This window comes from Sphingomonas echinoides (assembly GCF_029623395.1).
Lineage (GTDB): Bacteria > Pseudomonadota > Alphaproteobacteria > Sphingomonadales > Sphingomonadaceae > Sphingomonas > Sphingomonas echinoides_A.
In genome coordinates this window covers 114,567-129,469 of the sequence record NZ_JAPYKK010000007.1, presented here as the reverse complement: position 1 = coordinate 129,469, position 14,903 = coordinate 114,567, and the positions used below count along the sequence as shown (strand labels likewise).

14 protein-coding genes are annotated in these 14,903 nt (G+C 65.3%); 8 read left to right on the top strand and 6 right to left on the bottom strand.

Annotated features, from left to right (window positions below; genetic code table 11):
* Window positions 1-25 precede the first annotated feature (25 nt).
* The 4 genes from QBJ92_RS06555 to QBJ92_RS06540 all read right to left on the bottom strand — a co-directional run bounded on the left by QBJ92_RS06555 (window position 26) and on the right by QBJ92_RS06540 (window position 3,469).
* Entirely contained in the window at window positions 26-1,267 is a 1,242-nt protein-coding gene (locus QBJ92_RS06555) for a DUF3419 family protein (protein ID WP_277968885.1), read from the bottom strand.
* Window positions 1,268-1,531: 264 nt separating this feature from the next.
* Window positions 1,532-2,086 carry a fasciclin domain-containing protein gene (locus QBJ92_RS06550; RefSeq protein WP_277968884.1) on the bottom strand — a complete coding sequence of 185 codons (555 nt, stop codon included), beginning with the start codon at window positions 2,084-2,086 and terminating at the stop codon, window positions 1,532-1,534.
* Window positions 2,087-2,177: 91 nt separating this feature from the next.
* Window positions 2,178-2,930, bottom strand: coding sequence for an anti-sigma factor (locus QBJ92_RS06545; RefSeq protein ID WP_277968883.1), 753 nt, complete (start codon window positions 2,928-2,930; stop codon window positions 2,178-2,180).
* Window positions 2,927-3,469 (bottom strand): sigma-70 family RNA polymerase sigma factor, encoded by a 543-nt coding sequence (locus QBJ92_RS06540; RefSeq protein ID WP_277968909.1) that lies wholly within the window; start codon window positions 3,467-3,469, stop codon window positions 2,927-2,929. Before QBJ92_RS06540 ends, QBJ92_RS06545 begins: the two co-directional genes overlap by 4 nt.
* Window positions 3,470-3,712: 243 nt before the next feature.
* On the opposite strand from QBJ92_RS06540, the gene rpiB reads away from it, so the two are divergent.
* The 4 genes from rpiB to QBJ92_RS06520 all read left to right on the top strand — a co-directional run bounded on the left by rpiB (window position 3,713) and on the right by QBJ92_RS06520 (window position 7,214).
* Window positions 3,713-4,165, top strand: coding sequence for a ribose 5-phosphate isomerase B (gene rpiB / locus QBJ92_RS06535; RefSeq protein WP_277968882.1), 453 nt, complete (start codon window positions 3,713-3,715; stop codon window positions 4,163-4,165).
* On the top strand, window positions 4,162-5,478 hold the full coding sequence (glyA, locus tag QBJ92_RS06530; RefSeq protein WP_277968881.1) for a serine hydroxymethyltransferase: 1,317 nt from the start codon (window positions 4,162-4,164) through the stop codon (window positions 5,476-5,478). The genes rpiB and glyA overlap by 4 nt, the downstream gene beginning before the upstream one ends.
* Window positions 5,479-5,949, top strand: coding sequence for a transcriptional regulator NrdR (gene nrdR / locus QBJ92_RS06525; RefSeq protein WP_277968880.1), 471 nt, complete (start codon window positions 5,479-5,481; stop codon window positions 5,947-5,949).
* A 110-nt stretch (window positions 5,950-6,059) separates the two neighbouring features.
* Window positions 6,060-7,214, top strand: a complete 1,155-nt coding sequence (locus QBJ92_RS06520; protein ID WP_277968879.1) for a TrmH family RNA methyltransferase — start codon at window positions 6,060-6,062, stop codon at window positions 7,212-7,214.
* 189 nt (window positions 7,215-7,403) lie between these two features.
* On the opposite strand, the gene QBJ92_RS06515 is transcribed toward QBJ92_RS06520, so the two are convergent.
* Window positions 7,404-7,709, bottom strand: coding sequence for a chorismate mutase (locus QBJ92_RS06515; RefSeq protein ID WP_277968878.1), 306 nt, complete (start codon window positions 7,707-7,709; stop codon window positions 7,404-7,406).
* Between the two features lie 224 nt (window positions 7,710-7,933).
* On the opposite strand from QBJ92_RS06515, the gene rpsD reads away from it, so the two are divergent.
* Window positions 7,934-8,548 (top strand): 30S ribosomal protein S4, encoded by a 615-nt coding sequence (gene rpsD / locus QBJ92_RS06510; RefSeq protein WP_010161826.1) that lies wholly within the window; start codon window positions 7,934-7,936, stop codon window positions 8,546-8,548.
* A 196-nt stretch (window positions 8,549-8,744) separates the two neighbouring features.
* Here the strand turns inward: rpsD and QBJ92_RS06505 are convergent, their stop codons facing one another.
* Window positions 8,745-10,721 (bottom strand): alpha/beta hydrolase family protein, encoded by a 1,977-nt coding sequence (locus QBJ92_RS06505; RefSeq protein ID WP_277968877.1) that lies wholly within the window; start codon window positions 10,719-10,721, stop codon window positions 8,745-8,747.
* Window positions 10,722-10,880: 159 nt separating this feature from the next.
* Between QBJ92_RS06505 and QBJ92_RS06500 the strand changes: the two genes are divergently transcribed.
* From QBJ92_RS06500 to QBJ92_RS06490, 3 genes are all read left to right on the top strand, one after another.
* A complete protein-coding gene (locus QBJ92_RS06500; RefSeq protein WP_277968876.1) occupies window positions 10,881-12,512 on the top strand; it encodes a M28 family metallopeptidase in 1,632 nt (543 codons plus the stop codon).
* Between the two features lie 18 nt (window positions 12,513-12,530).
* Entirely contained in the window at window positions 12,531-13,505 is a 975-nt protein-coding gene (locus QBJ92_RS06495) for an agmatine deiminase family protein (RefSeq protein WP_277968875.1), read from the top strand.
* A 192-nt stretch (window positions 13,506-13,697) separates the two neighbouring features.
* Window positions 13,698-14,735, top strand: coding sequence for a metallophosphoesterase (locus QBJ92_RS06490; RefSeq protein WP_277968874.1), 1,038 nt, complete (start codon window positions 13,698-13,700; stop codon window positions 14,733-14,735).
* Window positions 14,736-14,903: the final 168 nt, after the last annotated feature.

The following is a 14,903-nucleotide window of genomic DNA, read 5'->3' as shown; positions in this document are numbered from 1 at the left end:
TGCCCCGCGTGGCCGGTCGGCTGGGTCACGCCAGGACGTAGAGGTGAACGCCGCCATAGATCGAGGAGCGATCGCGTTTGGTATAATCCAGCGAGTCCTCGGTGCGATAATCCCACTTCGCCAGAATCGCGTCCGGCACGCGGCCGGGCAGGATCGTCGCAATGCCGGCGGTGCGGAACAGCACGCGCGACCCCGGCTTCGCGGTCCGCGTGATCTGCGTCCACAAATCGGTGAGCTGCTCGTCGGTCATCCAGTCCTGGGCATCGAGCAGGATGTAACGATCCTGCGAGGCATCGTCCTGCGCGCGGAGATGTTCGGTGAAGTTGACGTGGCGGACCTCGATCCGCTCGGCGCGATCGACGATCTCGGCATAATGGTCGCGCTGCAGATAGGGCGGAAGAGGCGCGGACTCGCCTTTGCCATAGCCACGCCCGAACGCCTGCCAGGCAAAATAATTGTCCTTGATGTCGAAATCGCAGGCGAGCTTCTCGAGCCGAGCGCGTAGAACCACCGCCATCTTTTCGTCACCGGCCAGCGCTTCATACTGCGCAGGTGGAATGCCAAGGCCGAACAGCGACGCGGGATGGTCGGTGATCCACTTGACCACCGCCTTGTCGAAGAACGGCGCCAACTCGCGGTCAAAGATCTCGCGCTGTTCCTCGATCGACTTGGCTTCGAGCAGCACCTTGGGGTTCACGCCGTTCAACCGCGCGAGCAGATGCGCCACACCGATGAAATTACCGAGCAACCCGCGCTTGTAGACGTTCTTCGAAAACCCGCCGATCCGGCGGCGTCCGATCATGTCGCGGCCTTCCCAGTAAGCGAGCGTCGTCTCGTCGAGATGCGGGCGGATATAGGTGCGATACGCCATCACGTTCGCGCGAGAATTGGCGGTGGCGAAGAAGCGGTGGAACGCCTCGTAGCTCGGCAAATGCCGCGCTGCGACAAGCTTGAGCTTGTTGAGCGCGATGTGCGCGGTGTTGAGGTCGACCGCGGTGATCGCCTGCGGGTTGGCGGTCAGGTACGACAGCACGTTGCATCCGCCCGACGCGATCGTGACGATGCGGCAGTCCGGCGTGATCGCGAGCGCTTCCATGTCGACCGCGGGATCTTCCCAGATCTGCGCATACACCAAGCCGCGAAACGCGAAAGTGAACGCACGTTCGAGCAAGCCCTGCTTGGACAGATGGTCATGCCGATGCACCGCGTTGCGCACGGCGGTATTCTTGGAAGCGGACGTCTTGGGGGATCGAAGCGCGATGGCCATTTCAACACTCTCCTGCCGGATCGCGCGGCATAATGGCGCACCGGGCGGCGCCAACGCCGTTACGACGATCGGGTGACGCTTCCATGACGATATTGCGGGGGATTGGGAAGGACCTGCCGACAAAAGGAGGTCGGCAGGTCCCTTACAATCAACCATTCGCCGCAAAGGAGGGGATCCAGCGAACGGGTACACGCATCGGCTCGTCGCCTAGCACATCAATATACGAACGATTCCGGCTGCGGATGCGTCCGAACCATGCTTTTTTTAGGGAAGCATAACGGTGTCGATCACATGAATCACACCGTTCGACTGCATCACGTTGGCGATGGTGACTCTTCCGCTGTGACCCTTGGCATCGGCAATCGTGTAGCTCTTGCCCGATTTTGCGAAGGTCAACGTTCCACCTTCCACCGTGGTGTAGGTCGCCTTGCCCATGTTCGCCTTGATTTTGGACGCGATGTCCGCCGCGGTGATCTTGCCGGGAACGACATGGTAGGTCAGCACCGACGTCAGCATCGCCTTGTTCTCGGGCTTGAGCAGCGTATCGACGGTGCCGGCGGGAAGTTTGGCGAAGGCCGCGTTGGTCGGCGCGAATACCGTGAAGGGGCCGGGGCCCGACAGCGTGTCGACCAGGCCGGCGGCTTTGACTGCAGCGACCAGCGTGGTGTGGTCCTTGGAATTGACGGCATTCTCGACGATATTCTTGTTGGCGTACATTGCTGCACCGCCAACCATCGGGTTGGTCGCCGCGCTCGCGAACGATGCTCCGCTGATGGCGACGGCGGCCGCGACGAGGGCGCTTGGAATGATGCGGTTCATGACTGCTCTCCTGTTTTCGCGTCCTTGGCTGGACACGCAGGAGATACGGCGATCGTTACGGGGCGGATGCGCAATTAAATCTCGCGCGACGTTACACCGGCGCGAGTGCACCCGTTGCGACGACCGGTCCGGTCGGCAGTCCGGTCTTGGAGCCGCCCAGCGGTTCGATCGAGACGGCCAGCGTCGCACCTGCCGCCAGATGACGGCGCAGTATCGGACTGAGCGTCAACGCGGTGCCGCCACGGTCCTGCAACAGACCCAGCGAGCGCGGCGTGCCATCTGCCGGGATCACCCACAGTTGCGCACTGCGATCGGCGCGGGCCAGCGTCGACTGGGTCAGGCGGATCGTACCGCTGCCCTGGTCGTAGACTACCGTCATCGGCAGCGCCTTGGTATCTGGCTCGAGCGACGCGACGAGCGTCGGCTGCGGCGCGGTGACGGGCACGTTCTGGCGCGGCTCCGGAACGGTCGGGAGTGGAATCGGCCGGAGCAGCAGGATCATCAGCAACCCGACCGCCGCGATGCTCGACAGCGCCGCCAGCGATGGCCACAGGCGACTGCCGCGCGGTTGGGCGTGAACCACGGTTGTTGCCCCGGACAGCCGGTCGATCGAGCGTTCGATGCGCGGGAAGATGTCCGGTGCCGCCAGTGCCGGCCAGAGATCGAACAACTGCGAAAGATATCCGCGCCATTGCTCGACCGCGCGGGCAAAACCCGGTTCCGACAGGACACGGCGCATCGCATGCGCACGCTCGTCGCCGTCCAGCACGCCCAGCGCGAGCTCGGCGGCCGTCATGTCGGGACCTTCGTCGCCCGGAATTTCGAGGTGTCGCGAGTCGGTCATCGCTCGAGACACTCGCGCAACCGGGCGAGCCCACGACGTACCCAGCTCTTCATCGTGCCAAGCGGGATATTCTGGCGTTCGGCCAATTCGGCATAGGTCACACCGTCGAAGAAGGCAGTGTGGATCGCGCTACGCTGCCGCTGTTCTAGCAGGTCGAGGCATTCCTGAAGCAGGTGGCTTTGCTCGTCGTGGAGCATCGTCTCGCTGACGAGAGGGGCCTTGTCGAGGATCTCCGGCGCGTCCTCGATCGGGGTCGAGCGGCGGACGGTCTGCGCGCGCTGCCAGTCGATCGCGCGGTTGCGCGCGATCGTGGCGAGCCACGTGATCGGGCTGGCGCGCGAGGGTTCGTACGCCCCGGCCCGCTTCCAGATCGTGAGATATACGTCGTGCAACACGTCTTCCGCTGCCTGCCTTTCGCCGCAGATACGGTAGCAAATCCCGAAAAGCTTCGCAGACGTCAGGGAATACAAATCCCGGAATGCGACACGGTCTTCTTCACCGGTCCGTACCAGCGCCTCGACCAGCCGCGCCCGCGCCATCGCCTCGGGCGATTCGCTGCCCGGCCGTGGTGCCGGGGCGGAGGCTGCTGCAGCATCGGGCGGGAAATCCGTCACGTCCAACGGCGTAGCCCGGCAACACGCGCGCGGCAATCGCCTGTCCCGTCGATTTGGGCGAATTGTTTCAGGAATCGTGGTTCGCTGTGGCAATTCGACGGTCGCGGCGGTATGGGCGCGGTCATCCAACCTGCCCCTATGGGCTCTTTCTTGGGAGCGCGTGCCGCTTTGCGCATCGCCATCGCATCCGATCATGCCGCCTTTGCGCTCAAGCAGGGGCTGGCCGGCTGGCTTGCCGACTTGGGCCATGACGTGCTCGACCTGGGCCCCGACAGCGATGCGCGCGTCGATTATCCCGATTACGGTTTTGCCCTCGCCGCCGCGGTTGCGGACGGGCGTGCCGAACGCGGGATCGCGCTGTGTGGTTCGGGGATCGGGATTTCGATCGCGGTCAACCGCAACCCGGCGGTGCGCTGTGCGCTCGTGTCCGAGCCGTTGTCCGCCGCGTTGGCACGCGAACACAATGATGCCACCGTCATCGCGATGGGCGCCCGCCTCGTCGGCGAGGATATGGCCCGCGCTTGCATCTCCGCTTTTCTTGCCACCGCGTTTGCCGGTGGCCGTCATCAACCCCGCGTCGAGAAACTCGGCGCCCCCGTTTTCGTGAAAGAACCGGCATGAGCACCAACCCCAACCAGCTTCACGACGTCCAGCCCGACGGCTTCTTTACGCAGGGCCTGACCGATGCCGACGCCGCCGTCTTCGGCGCGATCGCGCAGGAACTGACGCGCGAACAGACGCAGATCGAGTTGATCGCGAGCGAGAACATCGTCTCCAAGGCGGTGTTGCAGGCGCAGGGATCAGTGTTCACCAACAAATATGCCGAGGGCTATCCGGGTAAGCGCTACTATCAGGGCTGCGCGCCCTCCGACGTGGTCGAGCAGCTCGCGATCGACCGCGCCAAGGCACTGTTCGGCTGCGCCTATGTCAACGTTCAGCCGCACTCCGGCGCGCAGGCGAACGGCGCGGTGATGCTCGCGTTGGTCAAGCCGGGCGAGACGATTCTTGGCATGAGCCTCGATGCAGGCGGGCACCTGACGCACGGGGCGCGCGCTGCAATGTCGGGCAAGTGGTTCAATGCGGTGCAATATGGCGTCGATCCGGTCAGCCACCTGATCGACTTCGACGAGGTCGCGGCGCTGGCGCGCGAGCACAAGCCTAAGCTGATCATTGCGGGCGGCTCGGCCTATCCGCGCCAGATCGATTTCGCCAAGTTCCGCGCGATCGCGGATGAGGTCGGCGCGTATTTTCTCGTCGATATGGCGCATTTCTCGGGGCTGGTCGCGGCCGGGCTGCATCCGTCGCCGCTGCCGCACGCGCATGTCGTCACCACGACCACGCACAAGACGCTGCGCGGTCCGCGCGGCGGGATGATCCTCAGCAATGACGAGGCGCTCGGCAAAAAGTTCAACTCGGCGGTGTTCCCTGGGCTGCAGGGTGGCCCGCTGATGCACGTCATTGCCGCCAAGGCAGTTGCGTTCGGCGAGGCGCTCCAGCCCGGCTACAAGAGCTACATCGCCGCGGTGATCGAGAACGCCAAGGTCCTCGCCGCCACGCTCAAGGAGCGCGGTGCGGAGGTCGTCTCGGGCGGCACCGACACGCATCTCGCGCTGATCGATCTCACCCCGCTGGGCGTGACCGGCAAGGACGCCGACGAGGCGCTCGAGCGCGCGGGCATCACCTGCAACAAGAACGGCATCCCCAACGATCCGCTTCCGCCGACCAAGACCAGCGGAATCCGCGTCGGCTCGCCTGCCGGCACGACGCGCGGGTTCGGCCCCGCGGAGTTCCGCGAGATCGGCAACATGATCGCCGACGTGCTTGGTGGCTTGCGCGAGCATGGCGAGCAGGGCGACCCGAAGGTCGAGGCCAATGTCCGCGAGCGTGTCCGCACCTTGTGCGCCCGCTTCCCGATCTATCCCGAGGGTCTGTGATTGCGCTGTCCCTTCTGCGGCCATGAAGACAGTCAGGTAAAGGATTCGCGTCCGACCGAGGATGCAGGCGCGATCCGGCGGCGGCGGCAATGCGAGGGCTGCGGCGCGCGCTTCACCACGTTCGAGCGAATACAGTTGCGCGAGCTGACCGTGGTGAAGAGCGAGGGCGCCGGTTTGAAGCGCGAGCCGTTCGACCGCGAGAAGCTGCTGCGCTCGGTCTCGATCGCGGCGCGCAAGCGCCCGATCGAGGCGGTGCAGCTGGAGAAGCTGGTGTCCGGGATCCAGCGCCAACTGGAGACGCTGGGTGAGAACGAAGTGCGCTCGGGCCGGATCGGGGAGATGGTGATGGAGGGGCTGAAGGGGCTCGATTCGGTCGCCTACATCCGGTTTGCGAGCGTCTACAAGGACTTCCGTGAGGCTCGCGACTTCGAGGAGTTTGCGGGGACTGTGAGCGAGGTGGGGAAGGGGTAGGAGCGGAGCGTTTGCCTCTGGTTCCCCCCCCCCTCGTTTCACACACCTCCGTTCGTCCCGAGTAGCCATCGAGCTTGTCGAGATGGCGTATCGAGGGATAGGGCTGCGCAATGAGCTTCTGGGTCTACATACTGCGCTGCGCCGATGGCAGCTACTACACCGGTCATACCGACAATCTCGAGCAGCGCATCGGGCAACACAATGCGGGCGCGATAGAGGGCTATACGCATGACCGGCGACCCGTAACACTAGCGTGGTCACAGGATTGCCCGTCGCGGATCGAGGCGCTTGAAGCGGAGCGCCAGATCAAGGGCTGGACCCGCGCCAAGAAGGAAGCTCTGATGCGTTCGGACTGGCAGGCGCTGCACGAGGCCGCGATACCGCCCACGGAGAGGGCCCTTCGACTTCGCTCAGGGCGAACGGAAGAAGTGGAGAGCGTAACGAAAACGGATGAACAGGTGGACGCCGTTCCGTTGGACACTCCTCCATCCGTTCGTGCTGAGCGAAGTCGAAGCACCGCCCCAGGCGGAACGCCCAAAACCGCGCTCGCCCCACCCCCCGTCCTTGTCCTCGTTCGCCCCCAACTCGGCGAGAACATCGGCAAGGCGGCACGCGCGATGCTCAATTTCGGGCTGACCGAGATGCGGCTCGTGTCCCCACGCGACGGCTGGCCCAACCCGAGCGCAGGCCCCGCCGCGTCGGGCGCGGATATCGTGCTCGAACAGGCGAAGGTGTTCGAGACGGTCGCCGACGCGATTGCGGATTGCGCGCACGTGTATGCGACCACCGTGCGCAAACGCGGCGTGACCAAGCCTGTCGTTACCCCCGAAGCCGCCGCGCAGGCGATCCACGCCACTGCAGGGCGCTCCGCGATCCTGTTCGGGCCTGAGCGGTCCGGGCTCGAGACCGACGATGTCGCGGTCGCGCGGAGCATCATTACCGTGCCGATCAATCCCGAGTTCGGCTCGCTCAACCTCGCGCAGGCGGTGATCCTGGTCGCCTACGAATGGTCCAAGGGCGTCGCGCTCGCGAGCCCGCCCGAAGTCGACATGCCGCTCCCGGCACCGCAGGAGGAGCTCGACGGGATGATCGCGCAGCTCGATGCGATGCTCGAGGAAAGCGACTTCTTCTTCCCGCCGGCGCGCACGCCGGTGACGCGGCGGACCTTGCGGACGTTGCTCACCAAGCCCGGCTGGTCGACGCAGGAAGTGCGGACGATGCGGGGGGTGCTCAGTTCGCTCGCCGGGAAAAAGCCGCGGACGTAAGCGAAGGCCGTCGTCCCGGGCTCGTCCCGGCAAAGAGACTTCTTCTTAGCGCCTTTGCGCCTTTGCGAGAGTATCTCTTCTCGGGCGTTCGAGAAGAAGAGTTTGATCTCGCAAAGGCGCAAAGGCGCAAAGGCGCTAAGCAAGGGTGGAAGGGTGTTTTGCGCTGCGCGCGGATGTCTATTGCCGCGCTCAGCGCCGATCGAAGGCCGCCAGTTCGTACGCGATCGACGCTTCCACCAGCCGCTCCCACAAATCCGCTACGACCGCCTCGGGCACGCCTGCCGCACGCGCTTCGGCGCAGGCGTTGGCAATGACCTGCGCCTTGCGCGCCTCGTCGCGCACCGCGCCGCGTTCGGGTTTGATGCGGGCGGCGGCGTCCATATAAGCGAAGCGCCGCGCAAGCAGCGCCACGAGCTCGCGGTCGAGCGAGTCGACGCCTGCACGCACCTCGATCATCGTCGTGCAGTCGGGGCCGGGGAGGATCGGATCGGTCATACCAAGCCCTTGGCGCGGTCCGCGCAACGTGTCCAGCGACTCGGGCCACCTTGACTCCTGCGCGATCCCCGGCTAACCGCCCGACCTCGCAAAAGGCCCCGCACCCCGGTGAAGCGGTGGCCCCGACCAGACCCTCGGGTCAGGCGGAGCGATGACCGGGTATCGATCAGCAAAGCGTACCCCGCGGCGTTGGTCTTGTTATTGGCACTTGCAAGGAATTCATCATGTCGAAGCGTAGCAGCGCAAAGTACAAGCTCGATCGCCGGATGGGCGAGAACATCTGGGGTCGTCCCAAGTCGCCCGTCAACAAGCGCGAATACGGCCCCGGCCAGCACGGCCAGCGCCGCAAGGGCAAGGTCTCCGACTTCGGTATCCAGCTCCGCGCCAAGCAGAAGCTCAAGGGCTATTATGGCGACGTGACCGAGAAGCAGTTCCGCGCCTGCTACACCGAAGCAGCCCGCATGAAGGGCGACACCGGCCAGAACCTGATCGGCCTGCTCGAGCAGCGTCTCGACATGATCGTGTATCGCGCGAAGTTCGCACCGACCGTCTGGGCGGCACGTCAGCTCGTTTCTCACGGCCACGTCCGCGTCAACGGCGTGAAGTGCAACATCGCATCGCGTCGCTGCTTCGTGGGTGACGAGATCACGCTGGGCGACAAGGCCAAGGAAATGGCGCTGGTGCTCGAAGCGCAGCAGCTCGCCGAGCGCGACATCCCCGATTACGTCGCACCGGACGGCGCGGCCAAGGTCACCTTCACGCGCGTTCCGTCGCTCGACGAAGTGCCATACCCGGTGAAGATGGAACCGAACCTGGTGGTCGAATTCTACTCGCGCTGATCTTCTGATCTGTGGCGACGGAAAGGGCGGTCCCGCTGGGGCCGCCCTTTTTCGTTGCGCTTCCTTTCCCCCTCCCCGTTCGCCCAGAGCGCAGTCGAAGGGTCGCCCGCAAGACAGGCTAAGGTTCGTGGAGAGGAGGCTTCGACTGCGCTCAGCCCGAACGGAGTGGGGGTGGGGGTAGCTAGGACAAGACCCGCTACTGGATCCCCATCGTTGCGCGCAGGAACATGTCGCTGCGGTCGAGCAGCGTCGTCCGGGCTTCGCTATCGTCGAGCGAATGCGCGAGCCCCTTGAATTCCACCAGTTCGACTTTCTTCCCCGCCGCGCGCAACCGGTTCGCCATCAGGCGGGATTCACCGATGCCGACATTCTGGTCGAGGTCGCCGTGGAACATGAGCACGGGCACGGTGATCTTGTCGGCGTTCTGCGCGGGCGACCCCTGGCGGACATGCGGCCCCTTGCCAATGAAGGCGTCGACCAGATTATAGTCCATGTACGTGTCATGCTCGTGCCGCAACGTGTCGAGATCGGTCACCGGCGCGATCGCGACGATCGCCTTGAACAGCGTCGGGTCGAGCACCGCCGACTGCAACGCGGCATAGCCTCCGTAGGACCAGCCGACGATCGCGAGCGTCGACGGGGCGGCGACCCCTTCCTTGACCAGCCAGCGCCCACCGTCGTTGACGTCGCCGATCGCGGTCCGCCACGCTTTGAAGCCGTTCTCGCTGAACCAGCTGTCGCCATACCCCGCCGACCCCCGGTAATTGGGTTGGAGCACCGCGTAGCCACGCGCGGCGAAGAATTGTGCGAGCCAGTCGAACCCCCATTCGTCGCGCGCGCTCGGACCGCCGTGCGGCATGACGATCGCGGGGATGTTCTTCCCGGTGCTGCCGACCGGCAGTGTGAGATAGGCGGGGATCGGCGTGCCGTCCGCTGCAGGGAAGGTGATCGCCTTGACCGGCGCGAGCGTGACGCCGTCAAGCGGCGGACGCGAGCGGAGCAGCCCGTCCAGACGCCGCGTCTTCTTGTCGAACAGGGCATAGCCGCCGGAGTCGATATCGCTGCCGGTCCACAGCAGCAGCTTCGATTCGTCCGCGCTTGCATCGACGAAGCGGACGAGCGGCGTCTTGGGGAGCGCCTTGGCGAGACTTGCGCCGAGCTTCTTCAATTCCGGATCAAAGAATTCGACCTGCCGCTTATCGGTGGCATAGGTAGCGCCAACGACGCGGTGCTGCCGTCCGACCTGAATCAGCCCGTCGACATCGACGTCGGGTCGCGCGAACACCAGATCGCGTTTGAGGCTGCCATCCAGTGCGATCTTGAACAGCGCCCTGCGTCCGTCCTGCACATCAAAACCGTACGTGACGTTGAGCGCCGGATCGACCGCATAGGGATCGAACCCTCGCCCACTTTGTGAGTCGCGCGTGACGGTGCTGAGCGGAAGCCAGGTGCTGACGCCGGGCTTGCGATATTGGTAGAGCGTCCTTGTGCCGCTGTACCCTTCTCCTGTGGTCGGCTGCAGGCCCATGATGCGGACGTGCCCCTGGCCATCGGCGATGTATTCGCGCGCGGTGGATCGTGGTTTCTCGACCGTCTGCCGTCGGAGTGTGACAGGGTCGACCTGTTCGACGCCCATGCCCGGGTTTTCCACTGCAAGGAGCGCTCCGGTGCTGGTTGTCGCAAGGAACTGACGCGTCATCAACACGGTGCTGCCCTCCGCATTGCCCTGCCAGTCGATGATGCGGCCGCCATTCTGCATGGGGCCGGACGCATCCATACTCGTCCGCGCGCTCAGCAGCTTGAGATCCTTGCCGTCCGCGCCGAGCGTCACGATGCGGTTGAAGCCGAGCATGTCCCGCACGCCTCCCGTGATGACGCTGAATCCGCAGATCAGCCGGCTGTTATCGGACCATTGGCAGTAATCGAGATGTTCCTTGTCCCCGTTTGACGCGAGCACGGTGACTGGCGGCGTCTCTGCTACGATCGTGAACACCATCGCGCGATAGCCGCGCCCGGCGTCCGCTACGACCGCGACGAAGCGCTTCCCATCGGGCGACAGGCTGATTTGCTGGATTTCGTCGCGCGCCCCAAATTTCTTTGCCGCCTCGCTCGCGGCCTGCAGCGGCGTTGTGGCAGACGCCAGCAACGTTGCCGCGATAAAGTATTTATGCATCCCTACATCTCCCCCGCGGCGGACAATAGCAGGCAATTTCGGTCCGCCAACCCGCCTGCCGGTCGTGTTGCGCCCGGCACGGGAGGCTGTCAGAACGGCGATCAAGCAACAGGGGGTGACGTGCCGGTGAAGAGCTTCGAAACACTTGGATTTGGCGTTATGTTGGTGTTGCTGCCGCAACAGCTTGCCGCCCAGACGACCAAGCCCGCACCCGCGATTTCGGTCGAGACGCTCAAGGACGTGACCAAGACGCTGTCCTCCGACGCGTTCGAGGGCCGCAAGCCGACCACGCCGGGCGAGACCAAGGCGACTGACTATATCGTCGAACGCTTCAAGGCGGCTGGGCTCAAGCCCGGCAACAACGGCAAGTGGTTCCAGGACGTGCCGCTGGTCGAGCTGACCGCGACCAACGTCACGCCGATGACGTTCAAGGGCGGCAAGACCCCGGTCAGCGTCGCCTATCGCAGCGACATGGTGCTCGCGACCTACCGCGTCACGCCGAAGATCGTCCTGAAGGACAGCCCGGTCGTGTTCGTCGGCTACGGCATCACCGCGCCAGAGCGCGGGTGGGACGATTATGCGGGCGTCGACGTGCGCGGCAAGACCGTCGTCATCCTCGTCAACGATCCCGACTGGCAGACCCCGACCAACACCGGACCGTTCGAAGGCCGCGCAATGACCTATTACGGGCGCTGGACCTACAAGTTCGAGGAAGCCGCGCGGCATGGTGCTGCGGGCGCGCTGATCGTCCACGAGACCGCGCCTGCGGCCTATGGCTGGGGCGTCGTCCAGTCGAGCTGGACCGGGCCGCAGCTCGAGCTCGACGAGAAGGGCGACCATGCCGACCAGAGCCAAGCGATCGGCTGGATCCAGCTCGACAAGGCGCGCGCGTTGTTCGCGAGCGCGGGGCAGGATTTTGATGCGCTCAACAAAGCGGCCAAGGTTAAGGGGTTCAAGGCGGTGCCGCTGGGCGTGACCGCGTCGGCGTCGTTCGACAACACGATCAAGCGGCAGGCGTCCAGGAACGTCGTCGGCATCCTGCCCGGCAAGCCCAAGGGGCAAGGCGGCGCGCCGAGCGAATATGTCTTCTACACCGCGCATTGGGACCATCTCGGGCGGTGCGATCCGGTCGATGGCGACGATATCTGCAATGGCGCGCTGGATAACGCCAGCGGGGTCGCCGGGCTGGTCGCGTTGGCCGAAGCAAACATCAAGGCAGGCCCCGCACGGCGGTCCGAAGTGTTCCTTGCGGTGACGTGCGAGGAATGCGGGCTACTCGGCGCGCGTTATTATGCCGAACATCCGATCTACCCGATGGCGCAGACCGTCGGGGGCGTGAACATGGATGGATTGAACGTCGTCGGTCGCGCGAAGGACTTCGTCGTGACGGGCGCGGGCAAGTCCGAGCTCGAGGACATGATGAAGACGCTCGTCACTGCGCAGGACCGGGTCGTGAAGCCTGAGCCCAACCCCGAGCGCGGCAGCTATTTCCGCTCGGACCATTTCGCGTTCGCGCGGGCCGGCGTGCCGATGTTCTACGGCGAATCGGGCGAGGATTTGCGCGTTGGCGGGACCGCGGCTGGTCATGCGGCGACCGAGGACTATATCGTGCATCGCTATCACAAGCCGCAGGACGAATATAATGCGGCGTGGGACTGGTCGGGGGCGGTCGAGGATCTGACGCTGTATTACGGTTTGGGCCGTGCATTGGCGGATGGGACGCGCTGGCCGAACTGGTACAGCACCGCCGAATTCCGTGCGATTCGCGACAAGAGCCGCGCGGGCAAGTAAACACAGGATCGAGCACGCATGACACGCCTAGTCCCGCCCGCCGAATGGGCCCCGCACGCCGCCGTGTGGATCGGCTTCCCGAGCCACCCCGAGCTGTGGGTTGAAGACCTCGAGCCCGCGCGGACTGAAGTGGTCGCATTCGCGCGCGCGGTTCATGCCGAGGGGCGGGGCGAGCGCGTGCTGCTCGTTGCCGCGGACGACGAAGCCGCGACCGCCGCGCAGGCGATGGCGGGCGATTTCGCGGAGATCGTGGTCGAATCGTTCGGCGACATCTGGCTGCGCGATACCGCGCCGATCCTGCTGTCGGACGGTAGCGCGCGCGACTTCGGCTTCAACGGCTGGGGCGGTAAGTATGACCTGCCGGGCGACAGCGACATCGGCATGCGGCTTGCGACGGATCGCAAGCTTGCGGTCGAGCGCTGCGACTGGATCCTCGAGGGGGGTGCGATCGACGGAGACGGCACCGGCCTCGTCGTCACGACCGAGCAATGCCTGCTCAACCCCAACCGCAATCCTGCCCTGAGCAAGACGCAGATCGAACAGCGGCTGTGCAACGACCTCGGGTTCGCGCACATCCTGTGGCTGGGCGACGGACTTATGCACGATCATACCGACGGCCATGTCGACAATCTGGCGCGCTTCGTCGCGCCGGGCATCCTCGCCATCCCGGAGGCGGCGGAGAACGACCCCAACTGGCAGGTATATCAACAGGCGGCAGCGGCGGCGGCTGCAATGCCGGGGATCTCGGTCGTGCGCATTCCGTCGCCCGGACGGGTGCTGCGCGACGATGAGATCGTGCCGGCAAGCTACATGAACTTCTACATCGGCAATGCCGCGGTGGTGGTGCCGCTGTACGGTGCGCCGAACGATGCGGCGGCGGTGGCGGCGCTTCAGGCACTGTTCCCGGGGCGCGAGGTTGTCGGCTTGCGCGCGGATGCGATCCTGACCGGGGGCGGCAGCTTCCACTGCATCTCGCAGCAGATCCCGGGGTAGGGGGGGCGCCTTCTTTCCGGTCTCGGCATCCATCCGTTGGGACGATGTCGTCGACGCTCCCCGACGAATCTTCAATGCGCAGGCTCTAATCGCCAGAAGGAACACCTGATCTTCCACCTGCTCTTCAGCCTGCCATGGCTGTTCGTCACGTTGCGCTTCATCCTGCCGCTCCCGTGGCACCCGGGAGGGAAGGTGATCCTCGCGGGCGCGTTGCTGATCGGTTCGCAATTTCTGCTGTGGAGCCGGCTTTCCTCGGGGTCGCCGTTTGCGCCCGAGATGCCGCGCTTCGTCGTGCTCGCCTTCAACGTGGCGTATGGTGCGATCCTGTTGCTGGCGGTGTTCCAGCTGGTCGTCGATCTCGCGCGACTTCCTGCGCTGCTGATCGGGCAGGGTGGCTTCGCGGTGCCGGTGGCGGTGCGGTACGGCATGGGGCTGTCGGCGCTGTTTCTCGCCGGCCTGGGCGTGGCGCAGGCGCAGCGGGTGCCGCCGGTGCGCGACATCGACGTCGTCATCCCCGGGCTGCCCAAGGCGTTCGATGGCTATACGCTGGTCCAGTTGACCGACCTTCACATCAGCCGCCTGTTCCCGGCGCGCTGGACCCAGGCGGTGGTCGATCGCACCAACGCGCTCCACCCCGACCTCATCGTCGTGACCGGCGACTTCATTGACGGCTCGATTGCAATGCGCCGCGCCGATGTCGAACCGCTGCGCGGGCTTCGCGCCGTCGACGGGATTTACGCGATCCCCGGCAATCACGAATATTTCTTCGAGTATGACGGGTGGATGGCGCATTTTGCGGGGATGGGGATGCACCTGCTCCCCAACGCGCATGCGGTGCTGACGCGCGGCGAGGGGCGGATTGTGCTCGCAGGCGTCACTGACCTGTCTGCGCGTGCGACCGGCCACCCCGGTCCCGATCTCGCCAGAGCGCTGGCGGGGGCACCGGCGGGCGCGCCGATCATCCTGCTCGACCATCAGCCGCGGTTGGCGCGGGCGGCGGCGGCGCGGGGCGTGGCGTTGCAACTGTCGGGGCATACGCACGGCGGGATGATCGTCGGGCTCGACCGGCTAGTCGCGCGCGCCAATGCGGGTTTCGTTTCGGGACGCTACGCCGTCGACGGGATGACGCTGTACGTCAATAACGGCACGGGGCTGTGGCCGGGCTTCGCGCTGCGACTGGGCGTGCCGTCGGAGCTGACGCGGATCACGTTGCGTGCGGGGGCGCGGTAGGCGCGTTTTCGGCACCGAACCTACACCGTTTGCCCTGAGCGTAGTCGAAGGGTCGCTTGCCAAACCGAGTGAGGCTTGTGACCGGAGCGGGGATTCGACGTCGTTCAGCCTGAACGGATTGAGGGGGGCAGTCAGACCGGACGCCGCGTTCGTGACTCTGGGCTAATG

What these genes read in the sequence shown, in the direction of transcription:
- QBJ92_RS06550 (WP_277968884.1), bottom strand. Translation starts at nt 2,086, where the DNA reads ATGAACCGCATCATTCCAAGCGCCCTCGTCGCGGCCGCCGTCGCCATC.
- QBJ92_RS06555 (WP_277968885.1), bottom strand. Translation starts at nt 1,267, where the DNA reads ATGGCCATCGCGCTTCGATCCCCCAAGACGTCCGCTTCCAAGAATACC.
- QBJ92_RS06545 (WP_277968883.1), bottom strand. Translation starts at nt 2,930, where the DNA reads ATGACCGACTCGCGACACCTCGAAATTCCGGGCGACGAAGGTCCCGAC.
- QBJ92_RS06540 (WP_277968909.1), bottom strand. Translation starts at nt 3,469, where the DNA reads ATGGCGCGGGCGCGGCTGGTCGAGGCGCTGGTACGGACCGGTGAAGAA.
- glyA (WP_277968881.1), top strand. Translation starts at nt 4,162, where the DNA reads ATGAGCACCAACCCCAACCAGCTTCACGACGTCCAGCCCGACGGCTTC.
- QBJ92_RS06495 (WP_277968875.1), top strand. Translation starts at nt 12,531, where the DNA reads ATGACACGCCTAGTCCCGCCCGCCGAATGGGCCCCGCACGCCGCCGTG.
- QBJ92_RS06515 (WP_277968878.1), bottom strand. Translation starts at nt 7,709, where the DNA reads ATGACCGATCCGATCCTCCCCGGCCCCGACTGCACGACGATGATCGAG.
- rpsD (WP_010161826.1), top strand. Translation starts at nt 7,934, where the DNA reads ATGTCGAAGCGTAGCAGCGCAAAGTACAAGCTCGATCGCCGGATGGGC.
- QBJ92_RS06505 (WP_277968877.1), bottom strand. Translation starts at nt 10,721, where the DNA reads ATGCATAAATACTTTATCGCGGCAACGTTGCTGGCGTCTGCCACAACG.
- QBJ92_RS06500 (WP_277968876.1), top strand. Translation starts at nt 10,881, where the DNA reads ATGTTGGTGTTGCTGCCGCAACAGCTTGCCGCCCAGACGACCAAGCCC.
- QBJ92_RS06520 (WP_277968879.1), top strand. Translation starts at nt 6,060, where the DNA reads ATGAGCTTCTGGGTCTACATACTGCGCTGCGCCGATGGCAGCTACTAC.